The sequence below is a fragment of the Pontitalea aquivivens genome, assembly GCF_046507575.1.
Taxonomy (GTDB): Bacteria; Pseudomonadota; Alphaproteobacteria; order Rhodobacterales; family Rhodobacteraceae; genus Pontitalea; species Pontitalea aquivivens.
In genome coordinates, this window is record NZ_JBKFEY010000021.1 from 23312 (window position 1) to 42976 (window position 19665).

Annotated in this window: 17 protein-coding genes; 2 read left to right on the forward strand and 15 right to left on the reverse strand. The window is 58.8% G+C overall.

Annotation, left to right across the window (positions count from 1 at the left end; genetic code table 11):
* Positions 1-50: 50 nt before the first annotated feature.
* The 14 genes from ACK8OU_RS16130 to ACK8OU_RS16195 all read right to left on the reverse strand — a co-directional run bounded on the left by ACK8OU_RS16130 (position 51) and on the right by ACK8OU_RS16195 (position 17009).
* Complete coding sequence (locus ACK8OU_RS16130) at positions 51-1043, reverse strand: DNA-processing protein DprA (protein ID WP_410304441.1); 993 nt, start codon at positions 1041-1043, stop codon at positions 51-53.
* Positions 1036-2265 (reverse strand): HAD hydrolase-like protein, encoded by a 1230-nt coding sequence (locus ACK8OU_RS16135; protein WP_410304442.1) that lies wholly within the window; start codon positions 2263-2265, stop codon positions 1036-1038. Before ACK8OU_RS16135 ends, ACK8OU_RS16130 begins: the two co-directional genes overlap by 8 nt.
* A 145-nt stretch (positions 2266-2410) precedes the next feature.
* A complete protein-coding gene (locus ACK8OU_RS16140; RefSeq protein WP_410304443.1) occupies positions 2411-3247 on the reverse strand; it encodes a protein NO VEIN domain-containing protein in 837 nt (278 codons plus the stop codon).
* Positions 3248-3671: 424 nt separating this feature from the next.
* The gene (locus ACK8OU_RS16145) at positions 3672-4949 is read right to left on the reverse strand and encodes an MFS transporter (RefSeq protein WP_410304444.1); all 1278 of its coding nucleotides are present in this window, start codon (positions 4947-4949) and stop codon (positions 3672-3674) included.
* Positions 4950-4980: 31 nt separating this feature from the next.
* A complete protein-coding gene (locus ACK8OU_RS16150) occupies positions 4981-6489 on the reverse strand; it encodes a tripartite tricarboxylate transporter permease (protein ID WP_410304445.1) in 1509 nt (502 codons plus the stop codon).
* 12 nt (positions 6490-6501) lie between these two features.
* Entirely contained in the window at positions 6502-6951 is a 450-nt protein-coding gene (locus ACK8OU_RS16155; protein WP_410304446.1) for a tripartite tricarboxylate transporter TctB family protein, read from the reverse strand.
* A 9-nt stretch (positions 6952-6960) separates the two neighbouring features.
* Positions 6961-8136 carry a CaiB/BaiF CoA transferase family protein gene (locus ACK8OU_RS16160; protein WP_410304447.1) on the reverse strand — a complete coding sequence of 392 codons (1176 nt, stop codon included), beginning with the start codon at positions 8134-8136 and terminating at the stop codon, positions 6961-6963.
* 10 nt (positions 8137-8146) lie between these two features.
* The gene (locus ACK8OU_RS16165) at positions 8147-8911 is read right to left on the reverse strand and encodes an enoyl-CoA hydratase/isomerase family protein (protein WP_410304448.1); all 765 of its coding nucleotides are present in this window, start codon (positions 8909-8911) and stop codon (positions 8147-8149) included.
* Positions 8911-10095 carry a CaiB/BaiF CoA transferase family protein gene (locus tag ACK8OU_RS16170; protein WP_410304449.1) on the reverse strand — a complete coding sequence of 395 codons (1185 nt, stop codon included), beginning with the start codon at positions 10093-10095 and terminating at the stop codon, positions 8911-8913. Before ACK8OU_RS16170 ends, ACK8OU_RS16165 begins: the two co-directional genes overlap by 1 nt.
* Positions 10092-10829 (reverse strand): enoyl-CoA hydratase/isomerase family protein, encoded by a 738-nt coding sequence (locus ACK8OU_RS16175; RefSeq protein ID WP_410304450.1) that lies wholly within the window; start codon positions 10827-10829, stop codon positions 10092-10094. The genes ACK8OU_RS16170 and ACK8OU_RS16175 overlap by 4 nt, the downstream gene beginning before the upstream one ends.
* A complete protein-coding gene (locus ACK8OU_RS16180; protein WP_410304451.1) occupies positions 10822-11781 on the reverse strand; it encodes a hydroxymethylglutaryl-CoA lyase in 960 nt (319 codons plus the stop codon). The genes ACK8OU_RS16175 and ACK8OU_RS16180 overlap by 8 nt, the downstream gene beginning before the upstream one ends.
* Complete coding sequence (locus tag ACK8OU_RS16185) at positions 11778-12533, reverse strand: enoyl-CoA hydratase/isomerase family protein (protein WP_410304452.1); 756 nt, start codon at positions 12531-12533, stop codon at positions 11778-11780. Before ACK8OU_RS16185 ends, ACK8OU_RS16180 begins: the two co-directional genes overlap by 4 nt.
* Before the next feature lie 47 nt (positions 12534-12580).
* The gene (locus ACK8OU_RS16190) at positions 12581-14881 is read right to left on the reverse strand and encodes an acyl-CoA dehydrogenase (protein ID WP_410304453.1); all 2301 of its coding nucleotides are present in this window, start codon (positions 14879-14881) and stop codon (positions 12581-12583) included.
* Complete coding sequence (locus tag ACK8OU_RS16195; RefSeq protein WP_410304454.1) at positions 14874-17009, reverse strand: acetate--CoA ligase family protein; 2136 nt, start codon at positions 17007-17009, stop codon at positions 14874-14876. Before ACK8OU_RS16195 ends, ACK8OU_RS16190 begins: the two co-directional genes overlap by 8 nt.
* Positions 17010-17134: 125 nt before the next feature.
* On the opposite strand from ACK8OU_RS16195, the gene ACK8OU_RS16200 reads away from it, so the two are divergent.
* Positions 17135-17545, forward strand: coding sequence for a PaaI family thioesterase (locus tag ACK8OU_RS16200; RefSeq protein WP_410304455.1), 411 nt, complete (start codon positions 17135-17137; stop codon positions 17543-17545).
* 39 nt (positions 17546-17584) lie between these two features.
* Here ACK8OU_RS16200 and ACK8OU_RS16205 read toward each other — a convergent pair whose 3' ends face one another.
* Positions 17585-18550 (reverse strand): Bug family tripartite tricarboxylate transporter substrate binding protein, encoded by a 966-nt coding sequence (locus ACK8OU_RS16205; protein WP_410304456.1) that lies wholly within the window; start codon positions 18548-18550, stop codon positions 17585-17587.
* Between the two features lie 268 nt (positions 18551-18818).
* On the opposite strand from ACK8OU_RS16205, the gene ACK8OU_RS16210 reads away from it, so the two are divergent.
* Positions 18819-19496, forward strand: a complete 678-nt coding sequence (locus ACK8OU_RS16210) for a TetR/AcrR family transcriptional regulator (RefSeq protein ID WP_410304457.1) — start codon at positions 18819-18821, stop codon at positions 19494-19496.
* The last annotated feature ends 169 nt before the right edge of the window (positions 19497-19665 follow it).

Here is a 19665-nt window from a genome sequence, read left to right on the forward strand (position 1 = left end):
TCCCATATCCCCAAACACTGAGCAGATACCGCTCCAGGAATTGACAGCCACTAAAACAACTGTCCCTGTACCGGCGGAAGTTGCTGTGGGACTATACTGTCGCGCAAACGAGTCATTCGTCCATAATCATCCCGACTTCTCAAGACGATCAACCTACTAAGGCCACTTTGATCACATTTGAGCAGCGAGGTTTTCTCTTGTGGCGTTCCATCAGCAAGTAGCAGATTGCCCTGCACCTTTGGCTCGAGGCGTGCAACGTCTTGATCTGTTGGATAGGGGATAGCCAGCCAACGGCCATAGTCAATGGATGCACGAGAAGCATGCAAACTGCCGCCAGTCACGTCTGATTGAACCATTACGACGCCCTGTGCCAACCCTGCCTGAATACGATCACGTTTCACAAAGTTGGTTGGCAAAGGCTCTTGGCCAAAGCGGTACTCTGTTACTAGCGCTCCTCCAGATTCAATAATTCGTTGCGCAAGCTTCTTATGCCGCGAGGGAGCTACCGTTTGAAGTCCGTGAGCCATTACAGCAACCGTGTGCCCACCTGCATCAAGTGCAGCCTCGTGAGCAATCGCATCGCACCCGATCGCAAGCCCACTAACCACACTCCAACCCTCACCAACAAAAAAACCAGTGAGGCGTTGGGCGATAATCCTTCCATGATCGGTAGGTTCGCGCGTTCCAATAATTGCTACAGACTTCTCGGGTGAGCTTGCTAGTCGCCCCTTAACAAAAAGTATCCGCGGATCATCTCGCGTCTCTGCAAGCAGCCTCGGGTAGTCCGTGTCGGCCGACGATATGACACGTGCTCCAGCGGCATGAGCGAGTTGGATTTGCCTGTCCGCTGCACTGCTTGCCTCCAGCCAAGCATCAGAGCTGGTACCAGCCGCAATGTTGCGGGGGAGATGAGAGCTGAGCTCGTCTTTGGGCAGTTTCTCAAAACCATGCAGTGCCGCGATTCGACGAAGCGCCGCAGGGCCAACGCCCTTCAGCATAGACAGAGCCAACAGGGCACGCGTTTTGTGAGAGACTTCAGTCATAGAGCACATTGCCAATGTTCATGGAGACCGCAAGCCGTGTCACTTCACCGGATCCTGCGTCGGTCAGGAGCTTACCAGCATATATCAAACTGGCACCTGTCGTACACACGTCATCTATCACCAGAACCATTCTCCGCGGCCTAACTGTCGCGGGTTTAAGAACGTAAAGGTGATCCCTAACGTTCTCAAAACGATCATTCGCACTCAAGTGAAGCTTGTGGTTGGATCGCACCCCATCTTTGTATGCCAGAAGCTCGGGCTCAAATGAAATCCGCCCAGAACCCGGAAAAGCGTTCTTGAGCACATAGGCATTCAATTGGCGGAGTAAATTTTCCAGTCGCGGAGTCCGTCCAGGTCTATGAGGCACGACGGAGACCACCAAATTTCCGAAAACAGCCAGTGCCGGGTACTTCGTCTGAATGAAACCACAGATGCTCTGCAGCCATTCTTCGGGGAATGTTTCAGATTCTTTGTTTTCATGAATGCTTTTCGACAGTGCATGCCACTTCTCTCGCTCGGAAATTGAATCGTATCCAGCAAAGGAGCGACCACAGCAATACACCGGATAGGAAGTTGTATCTTGAGAAATTGCTTTTGGTATGAATTTTCCTACTCGGTCATACCTACGCGAGCGCCCAACGATCTTTGCTCCAGAAAGCAAGCGCTCCAAATCAGGCTGAAATTCTGGCAAATTACTTAAAACACTCAATATTTGATCTGGGCTATTGATGATCGCATCGGGGACGCGCGCGAGAGAATTCCAGTTGTCGTTTGTGCGTTTGCGGGCCCAGGTGGTCGCATCGAGCACGACCGCAACGCCAGCGTTATACGCGGCCCGGACATCGCTGTCCTGATCTCCAACCATCAGAACATGATCTAGTCTCTCAAGTTCGAAGGCATCCATCGCTTGATGAATTCCAATGCCGTAGGGTTTGGTTTTCTTCACATCCTCAAATGCTAAAATTACATCCCAGTTGAAACCCGGGTAGGCTTTCTCAAGAACTGTTTCAGCATAAGAACGTGGCGACCTTGTAAAGATACCAAGCTTTAAATCTGGAAAGTCTTTGCGTATCTTCTTGAGAAGACTGATCGTGTACACTTCCCTACCGTTTCGCGATTCAAAAGCCAAGGAGACCTTTTTCCGATACGCGGCGGTATCAATATTTTTCCCAGATTCGCGAACCTCTTTAAGGTCTTCAGTCCGCACGAGTGTGTCGTCCAAGTCAAAAAGGCATAGATTAAACACTGAGTACATCCATTGGCTGCTATGTAGGGTGAGCCTGCCACAACCCATAGATGACTGTCTAGCCAGAGCGCGACACGCAGGCCCCTTGGTGCAGTTTAACTTCCCGCAGCCGCCTTTCTGCTCACTGCAGGTGTGCCAAATACGCAGCGGGGGTTAACGACACGTGGGCATCAAGCGGAGGGTGAAGTTCGAACGCCTTCGGCTCGCGTGAGAAATTCCACAGTCGGAAGAGGCACCATTCCGACCGGCGCTCCTCGGCCACGGCCAGCTCGTTTCGGGTGATATGAAAGGGCGTGCGCTCCCAACCGTTCGTCGTTTTCACCTCGATCAGGCGCGTGCGACCGTCTGGTGCGAAGCTGGCGATGTCATAGCCCGCGCCATCTCCGTCCTCTTCAGACACCCAGCGGACCTTACGCGCCAGGTCATCCCGGCCGGCGGATCGCAGAGCGGTCCGCTCGTGCACGAGGACCCGCTCCTCGCCCGCACGACCGAGGGCCCGGTTGCGCTCGTCGCGCCCCGCCACGTCGAATTTGCGGGCGATGTGCAGCATGTGCTCCAGTTCCTGCGGCGGCGGCTGGTTCGAAAGCGTGGGCGGCGGCCCGAGATAGATCTGCGCTGCCTCGATTAGGCCAGTGAAGCGTGGCAGTCCAGGTTGACGCCCGAGCCAGGCCGGGTTCAGCGCCAGCCACCGCGCCACGGCATCCACCAACGTCATCTGGAAGTTGAACGCAGGCTTGTAACCGGGGATCCAGTCCTCGCCGAGACCTTTAAGAACCGCGCTTATATTCTGGTGCTTGAACTCAATGGAGCCCTCGGACCGGTCATTCAGCTGCAGCAGCAGCGCGCGACGGTGCTCAGCCTTGTTGTAAGGACGCCCCGCGATGTCGTCTGCCAACATCGCGAAGTAATCCGCGACGATCAGATCGTTTTCTTTATCCGCCCAGGCTCCGTTCGACATGGCGCCAGGCTAGGTGCCTCGACACTATTTGTCACCAATTGCTTCGCGCAACCTTACGAGGTTTTGCGCTGTGAAACGCCGCCTTCGGGTGTCTCTGTTCGTACCGAGAGCACACGAACCCGCTTTAACTGCGGCGCATTTCGATTTCGCCAACATACTGAAATCACGTGATCTTTTGAACCCGTCTCGATTTTGGTGAAGGGCGGATGGAAAGAGACGCGGGGCGTTCAGAGACCGATTTCGGTCAAAACGCCAGTCTCCGAAAGTCGGATGGCCTCGCTAAACCCCTTTGAAACAAAAAGAAAAAAGGCCCCATCAGGGACCTCATCTCGGGTTTGCGATGTGTAAGTGGCGGAGGGGCCGGGACCGGTGTCGAACGTTCTCTGGCAACATTTGTTACGCTTATCACGAAGGCGCCCGACCTTCAGCGCACTTGCTCTTCGGAGAGAGCGGCGTCCAAACTTCTTTGGATATCCTTACGGCGCATCAGTAACCAAACAGAAAAGGTCGCGCAAACTGGCACCAGGAATGCAACAGCCATCCCCACGCCGATCCACTCTGCCAGAACACCAAGAAACAGTGCGCCGACAGCAGGCGCAATACGGATCACCATCGCGTAGCTGCTCATGATTCGGCCACGCAGGGATTCTTCAACCACCAGTTGGATAGTGGTCTGCGTCCCGATACCTGCGGACGTGACAGCAAATCCTGTAAACAGCATTGCTGTCATTCCAATCGGTAACAAGGTTGCGTCTGGCACATTTAGCGGGGGGACCAGCACCAGCGCCAGCGTCCCTGCGGCTGCGAGAATGCCGTTGATCCCAATCATGGGGATCACATGGCTCAGCCCACTCAAACCGGCGAACCAAATACCACCCAGCATGGCACCGATCCCCATCGCCGAGGTGAGGAGCGTCAATGTCCCCGGACCGCCCAAGTACATCTGCTCGGCGATGGCTGGTAGCAATTCTGCCACCGGGCGAATTGTGATACCCACGCAAGCCGCCTGCAAGAACAGTGGCAACACGCCGCCCCGCCCGACCAGATAACGCAACCCTACGAGCGCGTCGGCCACCATGCGCGCGCTCGCCCGCTCGACCTCACGCCGCCCGGTCAGTCCCCGCAACTGCTGAAAGAAGACCGCAGCAAGCACGATATTCAGGACAAAGGTGGGGCCGACCCCACCAGCAACTATTATCCCTCCGCCTAGCATTGGCCCTATGAATCGTGCGATGTTGAACGAGATGGCGTTGATCGCCACCGCTGGCGCAACGTCCTCCCTTTCCACCAGTTCCGGTACTATGGTTAGACGTACCGGCTGTGTGAGCGATGTGACGATACCCTGGGCTAGGGTCAGCGCCGCCAGCGGCCAGATGCTGAGCAGCCCGGCATAGAAAGTCAGCGCTGTAAGCGCGCTGACGAATATGGCTGCAACCATCATGCGCCGCAGCAGGACAATCCGATCCATTCGATCGGCCATTACCCCGGCAACCGGCGCGCAGATGATTGCCGGGATCAGATCAGCGAACGCAAGGATACCAAGCCAAATGGCCGACTGCGTCAATTCCCAGGCCAGCCAGCCAGTCGACAACCGGATCATCCACATGCCGGATGACACGGCCAGATTGCCGACTGTATACCGGCCGTAGGGCGTACCGATGAGAATGTGCCGCAGGCGCATGGCGCTGGACGAAAAGCTCATTGCCCGATGGTCCGCCGCGCCACGCCCGTACTCATGGGTGCCGCCTTTGGCGTTTGCGCCGATACGTGCTCCAGACGACCCAAAGCAACAGAAGGATCGTGATCGCCATAATTGTTCCGCTGGTGGGACGTGTGAAGAACACTGTCGCATCGCCGCGTGATATTATCATCGCGCGCCGGAAATGTTCTTCCATCATCGGACCCAGAACAAATCCCAACAGTAAAGGCGTAACCGGGAATCCCAGAACACGCAGCAAATAACCGAGCGCGCCAATGCTCAGGACCAGCCAGATTTCGAATATCGAGTTGTTCACACTGTAGACCCCGAGGCACACGAACATTACTATCGCCGGGTACATGTAATTGTAGGGTATGCGGAGCAGAGAAACCCACAATCCGATCAGCGGGACAGAGAGGATCAAAAGAATGAGATTGCCTGTCCAGAAGCTCATGACGAGCCCCCAAAACATCTCGGGATGCCGGTCAAGCATTGCTGGGCCGGGCGTAATCCCGTGGATGATCAACACGCCCAGCAGCAGCGCCATTGTCGCGCTGCCGGGAATGCCAAGGGTTAAAGTGGGAATGAACGCTGTCTGATCTGCGGCGTTGTTGGCGGCCTCAGGGCCGCAAATGCCCTCGATCGCTCCTTTCCCGAACCGGCCTGGTTCATCTGCCATGTTCTTTTCCAGAGCGTAGGACATGAACGATGCAGCCGTCGGTCCTGCTCCGGGCAGGACACCGAAAAATGCCCCAATTCCGGTACCACGAAGGATCGGCTTCCAGGAACGACGAAAGTCATCACGACTCGGAACCATGGAACGAAGCGAAACCGACAAGACCTCTCGTCGGCTGGAATAGCGGGCAGTGGCAATGACCTCGGCCACTCCAAAAAGCCCCATTGCCAAGGGCACCAGCCCGATCCCGTCTTGAAGGTGTAGTGATCCAAAGGTCATTCGGGCCTCGCCGGTATACATATCCATGCCGACGACGCCCAAAAGGATCCCGAACACAACCATCGCGAGCCCCTTGAGAGGCGAGCCGTCGGTGATCGTGGAGGCAGCAACAAGGCCAAGCACCATGAGCGCGAAAAACTCTGGCGAACGAAATTTTATCGCGAAATCCGCGATGACCGGCGAACTGATCATCATCAGGACAATCGAAATGCTGGCCGCAGTGAACGACGCGACAGCAGTCATCAACAATGCCACGCCAGCGCGGCCTTGCTGTGACATCGGGTAACCGTCGAGGCAAACGACCGCGGACGACGGTGTACCCGGCAGGTTCAACAGGATCGACGCAATCGACCCCCCGTATGCGGTGCCGTAGAATATGCCCGCCAGCATGATTAGAGCGCTCGTCGGCTCCATGTAGAATGTGTAGGGAAACAGCAGCGAAATCGCCGCCAAGGCCCCTATCCCAGGGATCACCCCCACGACCATGCCCAAGAGGCAGCCAACAAAGCAATACCACAGGTTCGCCCATGTCATCGCCGTGTCGAGACCAAGCAGGGCGCTGCTTGCGATAGAACTCAGTTGCTCCATGGAGTCACTTCCTCACAATGGCCAGCGTAGGATCGGCAATTGAACGCCAAGTCCGACAATGAAGACGGCGATCGCGATGGTACTAACACCTGCGGCAGTCAGGACGCCGGCAAGAAGCGTGTTTGGCCTGCTTGCGGTGAGTGCTACAAAGACCAGCAGCACCGAAGCCGGCAGCAGGCCAAATAGCGGGAGAACCAGCGCGAAGCCCGCCATCGAGGCCAGAATTGCGGCAAATGCGCCAAGGTCGATACTGATGCTTACCCGCTCGGACCTCGATCCGAAGATCGCTATCGCCGAACCCAGGCCAAGAAGGCAAAGCCCGAGGGACAGCGGAAAAAACCCCGGCCCCATGTTACCAGGCGTACCGATATTGTAGCTTGTTGCCGCATGGACAGAGGCTGCCAGCCCAACGGCAGCAACACAAATGCCGCCGATCAGATCCTGTCTTGCATTGACGCGCATTGTGCACTCCTAGTTATGCTGGACGATGCTGATGTCGCCCAAGGACCATCGGCTCCAGCCTGCCGCGTTTCCCCAAATTTCGCTGCCGCATGGACCGGTTTTTTCCAACATGGGCGCGACTTGAGTATCTGACTCAAGGAAATTGTCGGGGAAAGGCATCGGAAGCGCCGGAACCACCGCGCCGTCTGGCATGATTACGCCGCGCGAGAAGGTGCCCCGCTCCACGAAATGCGGATCGGTCAATGCCTCGGCGACGTTGCGCACCCTCTCGACACAGACGTCGTGACCATCGAACATCGCTTCCAGCTCGGCTGCGGTATGGCTGGCCAAGCACCGGGCAACACCCATTCTTGCAGCCACAGGGTCCACATTCTCATCGCAAAGTTCATGGGGCAACCCGATCAGACGACAGAACGTCTGCCAGAACTTTTCCTCAAGGGGCGCAACGGCAAAGGCAACGCTATCGGACGACATATAGACGCCATAACGCGCAGATCCGCCGGTATGCCGGCCGCGACCTGGTGGCGGAGGGTCGCCACCGTCCAAAACGGGAGCCAAGGCGCGCGCCATCCAGGGAAAGAGATTTTCGGTCATGGAAATGTCCAGCTGCGCACCCAGACCCGAGCGTTGGCGTCGAAGCAACGCAGTCAGAATGGCAATGACCGCCGAAAGCGATCCACCACCGATATCGGCGATCTGCCCTGGAGGAAGCGTTGGCAGACCGTCGCCATCGGCAGTGAGCCGCAGCATTCCAGCCCGTGCCAGATAGGTCAGGTCATGGCCCGCTCGTTGCGCCAATGGTCCGCGCTGTCCAAACCCAGTGATCGAGCAATATACAAGGCCGGGATTGTCAGCCTTCAACGCGTCATATCCCAGCCCCAGCCGCGACATGACGCCCGGCCGGAACTGCTCGACAAGCACATCGGCCTCGACGGCTAACGCCCTTACCATCTCGAGCTCAGCGGGATCCTTGAGATCGGCCACAAGGCCGGTTTTCCCCTTATTTAGCAGAGAGAATTGCAGGCTTTGCCCTGCTCGCTGAGGCCGGTTCGCACGGCTGGGATCACCCGTCGGACGTTCAACCTTGACCACACGCGCCCCTGCTTCGGCCATGTAGAGCGTGGCCAACGGTCCCGGCAGCAACGTTGTGAAGTCGAGTACCCTCAGATCGTTCAGCGGCTGCACGCGCTGGCCCTCACTTCTGCTTGTGACCGGTCTGGAACGCGCTGATACCGGCTCGCCATTCATTGTCAGCAAGGCAGCGGTCGATTGCGAGCAATTCGTATGCCTGACCTGTGCGCAAATCGCTTTCCATGCCCACGTCGATGCAACGTTTGGCAAGCTGCACTGACAGCGGGAATGCCTTGAGGATCATGGTGACGTATTCCTGTACGGCATCCTCAAGCTGGTCGTGCGGCACAAGTCGATTGATCAAGCCGACACGCAGCGCTTCCTCTGCGCCCATCGTGCGGCCGGTGAAGAGCAGATCCTTGGCAATCGCCTTGCCTGCAATGCGCGGCAGCCGCTGGCTGGCGCCGACCGAGCCCCATACCGACTCGGGATACCGGAACGACACGCGTTCGGAGCCGATGATGAAATCGCACGCGGTCGAAATCTCGCATCCGGATCCGACGATGGGGCCTTGGCCCACTGCGATGCAGGGCTTGGGACAGTACTGGATGGCGTCGTATGCTGCGAACGAAATCAGGCGTCGCTTGCGCAGCCAAGCTTCGCTCACGCCGGCCCTTTCCTTGAGGTCGGCACCGGCGCAAAACACACTGCCCGCACCGCGTATAAGCACCACTCGCACACTTTCGTCTTCTTCGACAGCATTGACCGCAGCATAAAGATCCAGCGCAAGCTGCATGTTGACCGCGTTGCGCTGTTCCGGCCGGTTGAGCGTGATCGTCCCGACACCGCCAGCAATCTCAACCAAGACTGTTTCAAGTTCCATCGTCATCAGATCGCTCCTTCTTCGCGCAATTTTCCAATTTCTTCTTCTGACAGGCCGAGCATCTCGTGCAGAACGCTGTCGGTGTGCTCGCCCAGAAGCGGCGGTCGCTCGAAACCTGCCGGGTCAAAACCGCTGAATTTGAACGGAAGACTCAGGCCGGGGAATTTTCCGACCTCCGGGTGATCGAATTCGGTCACCAGGCCTCGTTCGCTGACGTGGCGGTCATGGATCACCTCCTCCACATCCAGAACCGGACCGCAGGGAACCTTTTCCGCGATGCAGGCATCCACAAGGGCATCACGTTCCCATTTCCGGATTTCCGCGCGCAGGCGATCCATCACCTCATCGCGGTGCTCCAGTCGGCCGGCATTTTCGGCGATCCGCGCGTCGAGACCCCATTCGGTAATGCCAAGCAGCCGGCAGAGTGGCGCCCAGTGCTGATCATTGCAGGTGATCTGCACCCAGCCGCCATCCCCGCATTCGAACGCGGCTGACGGAACCCGACCCAGATGCTCGGTGCCCATGCGTTGTGGCACTTCGCCCAGTGCGAAATACCGCGCGGCGGCAATGGTCAGCAGGCTGACCTGGCCATCGAACATGGAGAAGTCGATATAGGCGCCCTTGCCGCTGGACTTGCGGCCCAAGACGCCTGAGAGGATGGCGATGGCTGCCCACAGACCTGACGACAGATCCGCGACCGGGAGCCCCGCCTTACAGGGGGCTCCGCCTTGTTCGCCAGTCAAACTGACCATGCCGGTCATTGCCTGAAAAACGGTATCGTATCCGCGCCGCTTGGCGTAGGGCCCGGTCTGCCCGAAACCGGTGACCGATACATAGACCAATCCAGGATTCACCTTGCTCAGACTGTCATAGTCCAGCCCGTATCGGGCCAACGTGCCTACGGTAAAGTTCTCGACCACGACGTCGGCCTTTGCAGCGAGTAGCTGAACGATGTCCGCCGCTTTTGGATTGCGAAGGTTCATCGTCACCGATTCCTTCGAACGATTGGCGGAGAAGAAATACGCGCTGCGCCCCTTGTAGATAGGCTCATAGTATCGGATCTCGTCCCCGACGCCCGGCTGTTCCACCTTGATTACCCGCGCGCCAAGTTCGGCGAGGATCATGGTCGCGAAAGGTGCTGCGAGAACCCGGGACAGATCCAGAATGGTAATGCCTTCGAGCGGCTTCATACCGTCTTCCTTATATTGTAGCCCCGCATGATGATGTTGGCGTCCCGCGCAACTTCCAGCGCCGGAAGAAGCGGCATCCCGGCGACACGGTGGAACAGACGCTTTGTCGCCATCACGGCATCGGGGCTAGCAGCGGCAAGCATGGCCGCGATCTGCATAGCTCCATCCAACAGGGCGTCATCGGGCAGCACACGGTTTACAAGCCCAAGCTCAAGTGCGCGGGCGGCCGGGATATGCTCACCCATCATTACAAGTTCGAATGCCGCCTTGCGCCCGACAAGTCGCACGAGGTTCGCTAGGACGATGGCGGGAACCGCGCCTCGCTTGACCTCCGGGTAACCAAGCTTCGCGCTCTCGGCGATCAACGACATGTCCCCCGCCACGGCCAAGCCGCAGCCGCCACCCATTGCTACGCCGTTGACTGCGCAGATAACGGGCTTGTCGGTCGTGACGAAGCTTGCGTGCAGACGCATCGTCAGGTCGCCCCGCATCTTGATTTCGCGCGGGTTGTCGGCCGACAGGTGCTGGAATTCAGTTACGTCCGCGCCAGCGCAGAAACCCCGTCCAGCGCCCGTCAGCACGATCACGCGAACGGCCGGGTCAGCGTCGGCGGCCTTGATCTCGGACAAGAGAGTGCGCGTCAGTTCGGTATTCAACGCGTTGAGCTTTTCCGGCCGGTTCATGGTCAATAGCCGAACACCATCATTGTCGGCGCGCAGAACGGTATCACTCATGATCAAGCTCCTTCAGAGTATCCAGCCCGGACCGCGCAACCATTCCCCGCAAGGGGCGGCCAAGCAGACGTTCGCAATATTGGGCTGTTGGAATGAGGTTTTTCAGGTCAATCCCTGTGGAAATGCCCATCGACTCGAACATCGCAACAAGGTCTTCGGTGCAGACATTTCCGGTGTATCCTTCGCCGTAGTCGATCCTGGTTGGATGACCGCCGACACCACCAAATGCGCTGTCAAAGTGGCGGACCCCGGCGTCATAAGCCGCCACGCAATTGGCAAGTCCGCGCCCGCGCGTGTCATGGAAATGTGCGATGAAGGTAACGTGTGGCAGCTCGGACCTCAGCATTCCGAACAGATCGCTGACACTGCGCGGATCACCTCTCCCCACCGTGTCGCCGATCGCCACATGATCAACGCCAAGGTCGGCCATTCGGCGCGCATCATCGATCACAACGTCGGGTGCGACCCTGCCTTCGAAGGGGCAGCCCCATGCAACCGAGACGGTTCCCACCATCACGAACCTGTCCCGGCCTAGCCGCGCCATCTCGGCGACCAAGCCCCATTGGTCGGCCCTGCTTCGTTTCAGGTTAGTCAGGCTATGGGATTCGCTGGCCGAGACGAGAAGGCTGATCTCCTCCGGCCCATTTCCAGCGTCTTGCGCGCGCATGGCACGTTCTACGGCTTTGACGTTCGGACAGGTCGCCTTGAACCGCACACCAGAGCGATGACGGACACCGGCCAGAACCTCGTCGGCATCGGCGAACTGTGGAACATATTTCGGGTGCGAATAAGATGTTGCCTCGACACGGGGAAAGCCCAGATCCGCGAACCTGTTGATCGCTTCAATTTTTTGCGCAGTGGTCAGGGCCAAGGTTTCATGCTGCAAACCATCGCGCGCGAAACACTCGCACAGGATTACCGGATCTGACGCCGTTCGAAGTTCGGATGTCATGTCTCTGTCCTCGCGTACCACGCCGGCAAGCGCTTCTCGCGGAACGCGGTCATGCCTTCGGCTGCTTCTGCCGATGATCGCTGCGCGGCGACCAGTTCGTTGATTCCGACCATGTGGGATGAATCCAGCGGACCGTGAGCAAATCGGTCCAGCATGACTTTCGTGGCCGCAAGCGCCCCTGGTGCACCGCGCCGCAGGGCATCGAGCAAACTCGCAAGCCTGTCTTCCAGGCGCGCTGGCCTCACGATCTCGGACACGAGTCCCAACTGCAGCAACCGCTCCGCCCCTTGCGGCTCGCCCGAAAGCGCAATTTGCCGCGCCGCACGCAATCCGATTGCCTGTGCCAAGAGAGGAGCAACGAAGCCTGGGATCAGCCCGTTTCTGACCTGCGTCAACGAAACTGAAAGGCGGGAAGTGGCAAGCACGAAGTCACAGGCTGCCAACAAGCCCACACCGGCCGCAAAGGCTGGGCCGTCGACGACTGCAATGGTCGGCCTGGAACAGCGCGCCAAACGCAGGATCGCGTCCGTGAGCGCAATCACGTCGTCACGGCCTGCGGCTGCACCCTGAGCCTGCACCTCGGAAGCGGCCTTGAGGTCGATCCCTGCACAGAAAACCGGCCCCTCTGCGCGAAGGCAGACGATGCTCACTGCCGGATCGGCTTCGGACCTTTCGATCGCCGACGCAAGCCCGGCAATCATCGCCCCATCCAATGCGTTGCGCTTTGCCGGCCGTGCAAGAGTGATGAACATGACGCCCGTCGCCGCCAGTTCGCAGTGAAGGCCTGGGGTCTCGCCGCTCATAAGCCCAGTACCCGTTTGGCGATGATGTTGAGTTGGATTTCGTTCGTGCCCCCGTAGATCGTCGTTGCCCGTGTCGCGAGGAACGGAGTCAGCACGTCGACCGTTTGCCCGTCGATCTCTTGTGCCCCACTCAGCGTTCCACGGTCGCCGAGCAACCGCACCAGCGCCTCGGTCAGTGCTTGCTCGGTCTCTGTCGCCCAGATTTTCAGGACCGAAGCCTCGGGACCCGGCGCATTCCCGCCGGCAAGTGCGTCAGCCGCCTTGCGATACAACGCAGACAGGTCCTCGACATCCCGTGTGAACCCGATGATGCGATCGCGAACCAACGGATCCCCATCCAGACGGAGCCCGCGCGCCACCCGGATCAGACGCCCCAAAGCCATCTGCGAGTTTCGCGGTGCGCCAACGCGCAACCGCTCAAAGCCGAGAACCGCCCGCGATACCGCCCATCCGTCATTCAATGCGCCGACTACGTTGGACAAGGGCGCGCGCACATTCTCGAAGAATACCTCGCAGAACTCCACGTGGCCGGCGATGTTGCGGATTGGCCGGATCGTCACGCCCGGCTGGCGCAAGTCGATCAGCACAAAGCTTATGCCATCGCGCCCGGGTCGGGATGGGTCAGTGCGCACCAGCGCATACATGTGGTTCGCCTCGTGGGCGAGCGTGGTCCAGATCTTCTGACCGTTGATCACCAGTTCGTCACCGTCGATCCGCGCTTCCGTGCGAAGACTGGCAAGGTCGGATCCGGCGTTCGGCTCGGAATAGCCTTGACACCATATATGTTCGCCCGACAGCACCTTTGGCAAATACGTCTGACGCTGTTCGTCGGTGCCGAGCGCGATAAGAATCGATCCGACGTTGTTGATCCCGTGATCCAGCAACCTCGGGGCGCCGACCCGCTCCATTTCCTCATAGTATATCAGGTGCTTAGACGGCCCGAGACCCATACCGCCAAATGCTCTGGGCCAACCTGGCGCAAGCCAGCCGCGAGCCGACAGAAAAAGGGTCCAGTCCTTCAGTTCCGCCCATCCGAGACGGTTCGGGCGGAACCGGATAGCTTCGGGAACGTGGGCGGAAAAGAAGGCGGCTGCATGTGTTCGAAAAGTTTCGTCGCCAATGCTGTTCCAGTCTTCCGGTTCTTCTCCAGGTTCGGCGATGCGGCCAGTCGCGACAGGAGGAGCGGCATCATAGGGGCGGATGCGCCGATGATGTTCGGCCGTGGTGCCTAGCCACGCCGACAGCACCAGCGCGCGCTTCAGGTAAAGGCCGATATCGCATTCATCAGTGAACCCAATGGCGCCATGCAGTTGAATTGCCTGCCGGGTTATATCCAGACCCGCGTCGTTGGCGCGCGCCTTGGTCCTACTCGACCAATCGACCAGCGCCATTGCATCGGAGCGCGCCGCGGTAAGCGCATTTTCGAGCACGCCTCGCGCGATTTCGAGTTGGACATACAGGCGCCCCGCGCGATGCTGGAGTGCCTGAAACGCCGAGATCGGCTTTCCAAATGCAGTTCGGGTTTTCAGATAGGTCAGGGTTATGTCGAGTGCAGCCGCCATCACCCCAGCCAACTCGGCTGAAACTACGATTGCCGCGCTATCCAGTGCCTGGCGTACTGCCCGCTCCGCCGGGGCGCCGCTGACAAGAATGTCCGTTGCGTCGATCGCGACGCGATCAAGCGTCAGTCTGCCCGTCGGGCTGCCATCAGCACGCCAGTCGTGGGTCAGCGTCACACCCTCGGACTCGGGTCGCACCCGGATCAGGGTCGCGCCGTCCGGACCATTGGCGAGAACCACGAAAACGCCTGCCGCCCAAGCCCCTGCCACAAAGTTCTTCTCTCCCGACAACCGCAAACGGCCATCGTCATCCGGCTTCAGTAGCGTGCTTCCCTCAAACGGGCTGCAAAATGACGTCGCTTCCTCTTGCCAGGCCAAGGCAGCCGGACATTCCCCACCTGAAATCCCGCTCAGGATCTCCGCGCGCAGCTTCGTGTTCTCGCCCCCCAGAACGGCAAGCGGAGCCATGACGGCAAGCGGAACCAGCGCCTCACCGAGCAAGCCGCGACCAAGTTCCTCTGCAATTGCAGAAGCAGCAGTCAAATCCAGTCCTAGCCCACCGTGTTCGGTCGGAATCAGGGTTGCGAACCAACCCAGCTCTGCCATTTCGGGCAGACGTGCCGCATCCGTCCACGGCAATTGGTTGCGGCCCTCTCGGAGTCTTGTGTGATTGATCCGCGCCTCGACAAAGCGGCGCGCGCTGTCCCGAACAAGTTCCAGCATTTCCACATCAAGCATGGGTAACCTCTACCGCTGTGCTCAGCAGAGCGTCGGCTATGGTCACACCGCGCCCCTTTGAGTGAACGATCACCGGGTTGAACTCGATCTCCGTGATCTCTGGACTTTCCTGCATCAACCGCGACAGCCGCAGCACCACGTCGGCTAGCGCCTCGACATCCGAAGGCTCGGTGCCACGCGGTCCCTGCAACAGCTTCAGCCCCTTCAGGCGCGATACCATGTCCAAAGCTTCGCGCGGGCCGATCGGGGTCGGCTCGAACACCGTGTCGCGCATTACTTCAACAAAGATCCCGCCGACGCCCAACATGACAATCGGGCCGAAATCCACATCCCGAATGGCACCAACAACCATCTCGACGCCAGGTTCAGCCATCTTCTGGACCTGCAAACCCTCGATCCGAGCATCGGGCGCGGCACGAGCGACATTCGAAAGAACACGCTCGCAAGCCGACCGGAGCATTTCGGCATCAAGCAGGTTCAGCGCAACACCGCCCGCCTCGGTCTTGTGCGGGATGTCGGGCGACACGATCTTGACGGCGACCGGATAGCCCATGTCGGCGGCCGCCTCGACCGCCGCAGCACAATCCGCGACCACTGCATCTCGAACTAACGGGAAGCCCATGGATACTAGCGAGTCTGCACCAACGGCTGGTCTCGTCGATGCGCTCACATGATCCTGGTCGAAGGTCCGTTCTGCCCAACGCTGCCGGAACCGCCGATAATCGTTGAGCGCCCGAATAGCATGAGCCACGCCCTGGAACGAGTAGTTGCGAATGCCAAGTTCTGCCAGAACCTCGATATTTCCTGCGTCGGGCAATGTCTGCGACACAAAGAACACCGGCTTGCCGAGTTCAGCCAACGCAGATTCAATCTGGGGGCGAAACAGAGCGATCCGCCCAACAGGCGCAAGGGAAAAGATCAGCACGACAGAGTCGAATTGCTCGGCCGTTGCGAGCATCCGGAGCACACTGGCAAGCGTAACGCCACGATCGTCGACAATACTGGCAGTCACATCAATCGGATTCACCGCCGCGCCCGACTCTGGAATGATCGCGGTGATCTTGTCATGCAGAGCGGTGTCGAGTGGCGGCAGATCCAGCCCCTGCTGCGAGCAAAGGTCGGCCACCCATGCACCTGTGCCCCCAGTGCCGGTAAGCACACAGACCCGTCCGCCCGCGGGATGCAACGGCTGGCAGAAACCGGCGGCGATCGAAATCATCTCGTCCGGGTCTGACACGCGAATGACGCCGTAACGACAGAACACCGCATCATAAGCTGTTTCGGTTCCGGTCAGATGACCGGTATGAGACACCGCAGCCCGCTGCGATGCGGCCGACCGTCCAACCTTCATCACGATCAGAGGGACGCCGGCATCCGCGGCACTGGTAGCGACGCGAGCAAACTCCCTACTGTTTTTGAACCCCTCGATGAACAAGAGGATAGCCGTGCTGTTTCCCTCGGCGATCAAGTACTCAACGATGCTCAAGGCATCGACATCGCATTCGTTGCCCGTTGCCACAACATGGCGAACCGGCAGGTGCATCAGTCGCGCGCGGCTATAGAGGCCAAACCCCAACCCGCCGCTGTGCGAAACGATGCTGAGCCCCTTCTTGTCGCCCAAAGCCTTTGTCGCGGCGCCTTCCTCTTGCTCGACCACAATACTGAAATTGGCCGCAATACCTTCGGCGACATTGTAAATGCCCTCTGTATTCGGGCCCAGGATGCGCATGCCGGTCCTACCAGCAATTTCGGCCATGACCTCGTGCAACGGCGCTTGATCCCCGCCCGAAGCGGACGCAGAACTGTAAACCACCGCAGCCCGAACCCCAGCCGCAGCGCAATCCTCCAGAATCGCGGGCACGAACTCGGCCGCTACGGCAATCATCGCCAGATCGACCGGTTCGGGGACATCACGGATCGAGGCGAAGGCGGGCATGCCCTGAACCTCGGAATGAGAGGGATTGACCGGAAAGATCCGTCCACGGAATCCGCCAACCACGAGCGTGCGCAGAACCTTGCCCCTAATACGCGTTATGTCCGACGACGCCCCGATTACCGCGACACTGCGCGGCGAGAACAGCGCCTCCAGGCCTGCCGCGCCCTCCTGCGCCCGATTGCCACTGCTCATTGGCATGAGCCCTCCCCCTGCGCTGTCGCATGATCCAACATGCTTATTGCTAGTAGAATGTTTTCTGACTGTATAGTATTTTTTTCATCCTACCGTACGAGACTTGATCGAAAATGGAAAAGACAATGATGCCGGACACCAGCCCTTTCAATGACTTGCTTGGAATTCACCTCACCGAATGGAGCGATGGCCATGCCATGGCGGAAATGTACGTCACACCTCAGCACATGAATCGCAGCGGCTGGCTGCATGGCGGGGCGCTTTGCACATTGCTCGACACAGTCTGCTCCCGCGCCGGCTGCTGGTCTCCGACTGGAAAGCGAATTCGGTCGTCAACGATCAGCCTGACCATCAACTTCAGTCGGGCAACGCAGGCCGGCCTTCTGACGGCGGTCGGCACACTGCGACGCGGCGCGGGTTCGAGCATCTTCAGTGCAACCGGTGAAGTGCTAGATGCCGAAGGTCGGTTAATCGCGCTGGCGCAAGGGACGTTCAAGTATCGCCCCGGACATACGCCAAAAGACGCCATTGACTGAACGGTATGGCGGGGCCTTGCAGACCCCGCCACATACGGCTCATCCGCGCAGAAGACCAGCAAACTCTGCAACGCGCTTGAAGCTCTCGGTTTCGTTTCGAACCTTGGACCAAAGCTCGTCCAACCCCATCGGAGATGGGCTTGTGCCCCTGGTGGCGTAGATTTCGGCGATTTCGGGTGACCGCAGGATCTCGTTGATCGTCGTGTTGAGCTTCTCCAGAATCTCTCTGGGGGTCGCCGCCGGAGCGAACATTGCCCACCATGACGCCACATCATAATCGAAGCCCGCTTCGCGCATGGTCGGCGCATCAGGGGCATCTGCAGGCTTTCCATCTGACGTATAAGCGAGAAGCCGCACGGACCCGTCGGCAAGCTGTGCGGATGCACTTGGGTGCGTCGTGATAATCATCTGCACGTCACCGCCGAGAACTCCCAGCATGGCAGAGCCGATACCATCATAAGGCACATGCTGCACGGTGCTTCCGACAACCATATTGAAGTACTCCGAGGCAAAATGAGTCGAACTCCCGATGCCTGCGGTTGCGTAGAACATGTCACCGTCGCTTTCCTGCGCCATACGGACGAGATCCTCGATGGTCTGCGCAGGTGAATCCTTGGGCACCATGATTAGGAACGGCGACTGGCACAGCATCGCCACGGGCGCAAAAGCATCCAGCGTATAGGTCGTGTTTTGCACGATCTGAGACGTAACGAAGGAGGCGGTCGTGGACAGGATCGTGTGGCCATCAGGCGCGGCATCGGCGACTTCGGTCGTACCAATAACCGAACCAGCACCGCCCAAGTTGGATACCACGAATGGTTGACCCAGACTCTCGGTCAGGCGGCTTAGCACTGGCAGTGTCACGGCGTCTGTGCTGCCCCCAGGGCCGAACGGCACCACAACACGCACCGCTTGCGCAGGGTATCCCTGGGCAAACGCAACTCTTGGCAGGGTCAGCGCGGCGAGAGCTGAGGCACTGAACGTCCGACGCGAGATCTTGATCATTGGTATTCCTCCCCTTGATGGTCCGTCGCTTCGGGCGGACGCAATTGAAATCAGACCTTTAGCGAGAGTCGCTTCGTCATGCACATGCCTCGTAAGGTCTGGCGGCCGCCACGTGGTCCCCGGGCAGCTGAACCCATTTGACATTTTTTCGACTGTTGCGTCAATATATTGACTAACTATGTGCAAAATCGGTCTTGCTATCAGCGATTCTATCGCAATTGGCTGGACCCGTGACGCCCGATCGGCAACAAGGCGCAATCGATGCTGGATGCCGGACCGCAACAACAGGAGAGGTGATGTGTTGGTGAAACGATCAGGGCGCTTCCGAGAGACCGCAAGTAACGCAGAATCCGTTAACCCGTTCGACAAGGAAAACCAACGGCACAGAAAGCGCGCGACCTTGTTGAACGAAGCACTTCGAATGATACATGAGCGAGGAGCGGCCTCGATTTCACTTGATGATCTGGCTTCAAACTTAGAAATAAGCAAGGGAACTGTCTATTATTACTTTAAGAGTAAAGATGAATTACTTTTTGAGTGCTACTCCATATCGTTCGACATCTGGGAAAAATCGCTCGATACAGCGCAATCCGTTGGGAAGATGGGTGCTGAAAAGATCGAGATCTTCCTGCGCGCTTATCTGTCCGAAGGTCTGGGCACGCTTCATGTCGTCAGCTATCTGCGTGACCAAAGCGCGCTGCACGGTGACTATCGGGACGAGGCCGAGACCCGCCGCCAAGAGTTGCGGAACCGGATGCGCGCGCTAATTGAAGAAGGAAATGCCGACGGGTCGCTCGGGGGAGCAGACCCCTCAATCAGCGCAACGATCCTCGGCGCGTCAATCACTTGGCTGCTGCGCGCGTATCAACCAGACGGCGCGCAGACCAAGGTCGAGTATATAGAAAATGCGATTTCAGTTATGCTGAACGGTCTTCGCTGCCGCTGATTGTTTGGGTCCGACGTATTCCACGACGCCGAAACTCTGAACGAAGTATCGACCCGCAGGCAGGGTTCTCCATTGCAGACCGCGCGGCGCGGACCTTTGGTGTTTGGCTGGATCCGACGCTATGCGGCGAGGTCATCTGGCGCTTACCCCCGGATGTCGGCAACCGAGC